The organism is Pseudomonas sp. P5_A12 (genome assembly GCF_056400685.1).
On sequence record NZ_JBFUKU010000316.1, the window covers coordinates 1 to 5,861 of the forward strand.

At 57.2% G+C, this 5,861-nt stretch carries 8 protein-coding genes; all 8 read right to left on the minus strand.

The window, feature by feature from the left end:
- Positions 1-295 precede the first annotated feature (295 nt).
- Positions 296-901 carry an START domain-containing protein gene (locus tag AC1DSG_RS26485; RefSeq protein ID WP_477793532.1) on the minus strand — a complete coding sequence of 202 codons (606 nt, stop codon included), beginning with the start codon at positions 899-901 and terminating at the stop codon, positions 296-298.
- 41 nt (positions 902-942) lie between these two features.
- Positions 943-1,197 carry a YkgJ family cysteine cluster protein gene (locus AC1DSG_RS26490; protein ID WP_477793533.1) on the minus strand — a complete coding sequence of 85 codons (255 nt, stop codon included), beginning with the start codon at positions 1,195-1,197 and terminating at the stop codon, positions 943-945.
- Between the two features lie 165 nt (positions 1,198-1,362).
- A complete protein-coding gene (locus AC1DSG_RS26495) occupies positions 1,363-1,824 on the minus strand; it encodes a translation initiation factor 2 (RefSeq protein ID WP_477793534.1) in 462 nt (153 codons plus the stop codon).
- 82 nt (positions 1,825-1,906) lie between these two features.
- The gene (locus AC1DSG_RS26500; RefSeq protein ID WP_123432724.1) at positions 1,907-3,346 is read right to left on the minus strand and encodes an aminotransferase-like domain-containing protein; all 1,440 of its coding nucleotides are present in this window, start codon (positions 3,344-3,346) and stop codon (positions 1,907-1,909) included.
- Positions 3,347-3,558: 212 nt separating this feature from the next.
- The gene (locus AC1DSG_RS26505; protein ID WP_477793535.1) at positions 3,559-4,371 is read right to left on the minus strand and encodes an OmpA family protein; all 813 of its coding nucleotides are present in this window, start codon (positions 4,369-4,371) and stop codon (positions 3,559-3,561) included.
- Positions 4,368-4,724, minus strand: a complete 357-nt coding sequence (locus tag AC1DSG_RS26510; RefSeq protein WP_477793536.1) for a DUF4398 domain-containing protein — start codon at positions 4,722-4,724, stop codon at positions 4,368-4,370. The genes AC1DSG_RS26505 and AC1DSG_RS26510 overlap by 4 nt, the downstream gene beginning before the upstream one ends.
- Positions 4,725-4,733: 9 nt before the next feature.
- Positions 4,734-5,567 (minus strand): substrate-binding periplasmic protein, encoded by an 834-nt coding sequence (locus AC1DSG_RS26515; RefSeq protein ID WP_477793537.1) that lies wholly within the window; start codon positions 5,565-5,567, stop codon positions 4,734-4,736.
- 81 nt (positions 5,568-5,648) lie between these two features.
- Positions 5,649-5,861, minus strand: a 213-nt coding sequence (locus AC1DSG_RS26520) for an FAD-binding protein (RefSeq protein ID WP_033050051.1), incomplete at its 5' end; no start/stop codon positions are given.

A 5,861-nucleotide genomic window follows, 5' to 3' on the forward strand; every position in this document is an offset into this window, starting at 1 on the left:
GGATTGCCATGTCGTTTTAGGACCCATTGGAAGTTGAAGTTTCAAAAAATACAGCGGCGCCCTGCCCTCTATTGGCCAATACCTGGCCCCGGGGCTTGCGCGGTGCGCAAATGTTGCACGATCACCCGCCTCATTGCCATTGATTACTGTTTGGCCGACGGATGCGGGGCGGATTGTCTTGGAGGCTTTGTGAAAATTTTGTGCAACGCATATCCAGAAACACAATAAAGCCGCGCCCGAATAAAAACGCAAACGCCCCGAACCAGTCGGGGCGTTTTGCAGAACAACGGTGCGATTATTTCTCGGCGCGTTCTTTCAGGGCTTTCAACGTATTGAATGGCGCATCGACCACGAACTTGTTGGCAATCATCGAAGGCACGCTGCCGCCTGGCTCAGTGTGCACCTGATAGGTCACTTCGACCTGGTCACCCTTGGGCACGAACTTCCAGAAACCGTCGACTTTGGAGACCCGCACAAAACCTTTTTCTTCCGGCATGTAGTTCGGTACGCCTTCGAGCTTGCGGGTCAGGCTGCCATCGGCGCCTTGAACGGTGGTGATGTGCAACACCGAATCACGCGGGGTGACGGGCCACGGGGTATTGAACTGGGTGTAGGTCCAGCTCTGATCGCCTTCGTGCTTGAGCAGTTTCTGCATTTTGCACTCGTGAATCCAGGCACAGGCGCCGGCCACGTCTTCCTGCAATGCGCGCAGTTTGGCAACGGTGGTTTTCATCAACGTTACGCCCTGATAGGACTTGTAGTCCGAGCCAGGCACTTCGCTCAGGGAGATCTTGATCCCGTCTTCGTTCTTGGCGACCTTCCAGTCTTCAGCCTGGGCGGTCGTAGCGGCGAGCACCGCAGTCAATCCACACAACACAGCGATACGATGCAGCGAACCCATGGTTTTATTCCTTATTGTTGAAGTTCCGTTGCTTGAACACATCACGCCGCGGTCATTTGCTCCCACCATCCCAGCAATTTGATCGCTTCGTCACTGCTGCTTCCGYACACTTCCACATCAGCCTCAAAAGCCGAACACACCGCCGGGCGTTGCGGACTGCCAAAAATGAGACACAGGTTATCGACCGAAAGTTGTGCGCAACGTTCGCCAGCGGCTTTGCCGTTCGGCATACCTGGAATCGACGAGCTGATGGAAGGCGCTATGCAACAGGCGCCACAGCCTTCACGGCATTTCATGACGACGAGTTCCTCGCGAGGTGTGATGTGTAAAAGGACGGGGCACAGAGTAACCGCTAAAACACTTGTTTAAAATTACCTGAACCGGGGTTTTTTCGTTCGAATCTACGTGACTGACCAGTCTCCGACAAAGTGTCTGGCCAGCAGGTCACGGACAGGATTGATTTACCGCTTGAACTCGAAATCCAGCGCCGCGCCTTCGACTTCGTGGCGCTCTTCATTGCGCAGCTGCAACTGCATTTCATTATTGAGCAGCCGACCGTTGAGCTGAAACGGGCCGCTGCTGGTCTTGTCGCCAAACATGGGGGGCAGCAGTGCATCATTGCTGGGCAACGGCACCGTACCGACCGGTTTCAGTTCTTGTGCCATTTGCGGGGGCAGTCTCAAGTCAAGCTTGGCGGGCGGGAGTTCGGTTTTCGCCACTTCGCTGGCCGCTTTCGACTTGGAGGCAATGGGTGGACGCTTTTTCACCACCTTGACGGGCTCGGGCTTTTTGGCCGGCGCCGGTTCTTCCGGAGTTTCGCTGGTCGCAGGTTTTTCCTGACCAGTCTGCGCCATCACACCTTCAGCGTGAACGGTCATCAACAGACAAAAAAACAGGCAGACGGCAGGAAAAATTGGTTTCATGAACCCGACAGCAAAAAACGGCAGAGAGCCATATGCTCCCCTGTTGCACGCCACATGACAAGCACCGCCGTGAAGGACCGGCTCAGAAGCCGCCGGCCGTCTCCTGGCAAAGTTGTGTGGCCAGCATCCCCAGGGTCATCAATGCACGCTCGGCCTCACGGTTCCAGGGTGTGCCGCAATTCAGYCGAATGCAGTGATTGAACTGCTCGGTGTTACTGAAGATAAGCCCCGGCGCAATACTGATGCCCTGCTGCAACGCCCGCACGTGCAATTCCTGTGTGTTGACCCGTCCCGGCAAACTGACCCACAAAATGAAGCCCCCGGTCGGCCGGGTCATCTGGGTGCCTTCAGGGAAGTATTGCTGAACTGCCAGTTGGAAGGCGCTGAGGTTCTTGCGGTACTCCTGACGGATGTAGCGTAAGTGGCGGTCGTAACCACCGTTTTCCAGATAGGCGGCAATACCCATTTGCGTGACGCTGCAGGCCGAATGGGTGCTGAATGTCTGCAAGCGCTGGATTTCCTGCTGGTACTTGCCGGCAATCATCCAGCCAATCCGCACACCCGGCGACAGGGTTTTGGAAAAGCTTGAACAATAGATGACCCGATCCAGCCGATCGTAGGCCTTGAGTGATTTGGTGCGCCCCTGCTCGAACATCAGTTCGCCGTAAATATCGTCTTCGACAATCTGGATATCGAAGTCCGACGCCAGGCGCAGCAATTGTTTCTGCCGCTCCTCGGGCATGGTCCCGCCCAACGGATTGCTCAGGCGCGTGGTCAGCACCAGCGCCTTGATCGACCACTGGTTGGCCGCCAGTTGCAGGGCTTCGAGGCTCATGCCGGTGGCGGGGTCGCTCGGAATTTCGATCACTTTGAGACCGAGCAAGTCTGCCAGTTGCAGCAAGCCATAATACGTCGGCGATTCGGCGGCAATCAGGTCGCCCGGCCGGGTCAGTACACGCAGGGACATCTGCAACGCATCGACACAGCCGTGGGTGATGACCACTTCGGAGGGGTCAACCACCACGCCGGCATCGCGCATGCGGATCGCCACTTGCCGGCGCAACGGCTCAAAACCGGGGCTGAACATATAGCTGAACGCCCGGGGGCTATGGAAACGGGTGACTTTGGCCAATTGCTGATGCAGCGCCCGCACCGGCAGGTAATCGACGCTGGGCACCGCGGCGCCCAGCGGAAAAACACCCTCGCGGCGGGATTCGACCAACACTTGTTGAATGATGCTGCTGCGCGTGACCAGACCCGGACGCTCGACCCGGGCGATGTCTGGCGTCGGCGCGGTCAGGGCTGGCGTCTGGTGAACGTAATAACCCGATTGCGGCCTGGCCCGGATCAGCCCCTGGTCTTCAAGATTGGCATACGCCTGTAACACCGTCGCATGGCTGACGTTGAGCTGTGAGCTCATCTTGCGCACCGAGGGCACGCGCTCTCCCGGTTGATAGACACCACGGCGGATGTCTTCGGCCAGTTGTTGAGCAATACGTTGGTAGAGCAAGAGATTGGTCATGACGCAGCACTCGATTTCACGGGCATTTTATTCTTGTGCGAAACAATACCGGAACAGTTTAGAAGTGTACGGGGACAGTTGCCACAATAGTCGACCGTACAGTGCAGTGTCAGCAAAATCTGTACTGCTTTTTGCCATGAGCCCAAGACAATCGGCAGACGTAAAAAAACCCGGCACTGTCTGGCAGGCCGGGTTTTCCAGAGACGCGGTCCTTAACGGGTCGCGCCGAGCTGGCCTTTTTCGTCGGAGAACACAATTTCCACCCGACGGTTCTGCGCACGACCACGCTCGGAAGCGTTCACGTCCACCGGGTATTCATCGCCGTAGCCTTCGACCTGGATGCGTTTGTCGTCGATGCCCAAGTCCATCAAGACGTCAGCTACCGATTGCGCACGGTCACGCGACAATTTGAGGTTGTCGTGTTTGCCGCCGGTACTGTCGGTGTAGCCTTCGATCCGCACCACGCGTTTCGGATTGAGCTGCAGGAACTGAACAATCTTCAGCACCACACGGTTCGCCGAGTTCTTCAGCTCGGCTTCACCCGTATCGAATAGCACATCGCCCAATGTCATCACCAGACCCCGGTCAGTCTGGGTGGTCGCCAACGCGACAATCTGTTCTTCGAGCCACTTGCCCTGCTGCTGAACGCTGAGCAATTTGGATTCGCGCAGCGCCAATTGCAGACGCTGACGCTCCAGTTCGAGCTTTGCCGCACGCTCYTCGTTGAGCACCTGATTGGTGTGTTCGCGGGCGATTTCGCTGTAGCGCTGGCTCAGGTAGGCGTAATGCAACACGTCCGAACCGCTGCCCCAATAGCTGGACAGACGATCAGCGCGGGCCAGGGATTCACCGGCTCGAATCACGTCTTTTGGCGCGATACGCAGCACATTGGAATCTTCCTTGACCTTCTGGAAGTCGGCGCCCGCTTCTTGCAAAGCGGCTTCACTGTGTTGGCCGGCGCAGCCGTACAGGCTTGCGCAACCGGCGAGGATCAAGCAGCCAAGCACTTTCGACTTGAGGCTCATTGGGCATCTCCCAGTTGCTTGCGCAGACGAGTGATGCGGGTATTGAGCACGTTCAATTGCTCCTCGCTCTTGAGGGTCAGCACCTTGGCCTCGGCCAGGCGTGCGTCCAGTTCGGCCTGCTCGGCCCGCATGCGCGCACGCTTGTAGGACTGATCGGTCATGTTGCTTTGGGCACGAGCGAATTTTTCTTCGRCCAGTTTCATTTCCGGCATGTCGTCGGCGGTGGCGCCCACGGCTTTGGCTTGTACGAGTGCCTGTTCGGTCAGGCGAATCTGTTCATTCGGCGCAGGATCGGCTGCACAACCCGCCAGAGCCAGAACGGCCAGGGCAGCGAAAAGAGGTCGAATACTCACTAAAAATCCCTACTGTTTTGGGGTACTGACAGGTTGTTGCTGTTGCTGTTGCTGCGCTTTCCAACGCTCGATATTGCGTTGCAACGCGGCGTCCGTCAGTCCTGAGGCGGGCAATTCTGTCATCTTTTTGGCCAGCTGTCCGCGCAACCACGGATCGTTGCAGGCGGAGTTATGGGAAACAGCGAGGTACAGACCGGGTTTGTCGATCGGTTGCGGGTGGGCGCTCAGATCGTTGGCCATGCTCAGTGTCTGCGCGACTGCCATACCTGAATAGCGTCCAGCGAGGACAAATTCCACCTCACCCAGGAGCAATTTCTGAAAGGCCTGGGTCAGGTTGGGCGTACGGATGAGGGTCAATTGCTGCTCGGCAAAAGTGCCGAATGCCGCGGTCATTCGAGACTTTTCCGACAACGCGCCGGGATGACCGTGAAGATCCTGAGGCTCGTTGTAAATCAATGGCGAATTCTTGCGGGTCCAGACCAGGTAGTCGTTTTCCAGCAGCGGCGGATGAATGTAATCCAGGGTTTCCAGTTCGCTGACAGTCAATGGTGCATCGGCCAAAATGTCCATGCGCCCGCTGCGCACTTCGTCCAGCGCCTGGGAACGTTTACCGGCATAAAGCAGTTCGACCTTGATGCCCAACTCCCCCGCCACGTGCTGCAACAGATCAGCACTGGCACCGATCAGTTTTTTAGGATTTTGCGGATCTTGCCACAGGTACGGAGGTGCGTCCGGGCTGCCGGTCACGACCAGTCGCTCGCACTTGCCCGCCGCATTGGATAGAAGCGGCAACATTGTCAAACCCAGCAGCAATGGCCAGCCACGTACGCGACGCAAATCCATGGCAACACTCTCCCACTCAAATCCGGAACAAAAAAAAAGCCCGACCAAAAGGTCGGGCTCTTTATAAGTCAGGCCGCTGGATTAGACCAGCTTCTCGAACTCAGGGATAGCTTCGAACAGGTCAGCTACCAGGCCATAGTCGGCCACCTGGAAGATCGGCGCTTCTTCGTCCTTGTTGATCGCAACGATCACTTTGGAGTCTTTCATGCCGGCCAGGTGCTGGATCGCGCCGGAGATACCGACCGCGATGTACAGCTGTGGCGCAACGATTTTGCCAGTCTGACCGACCTGCAT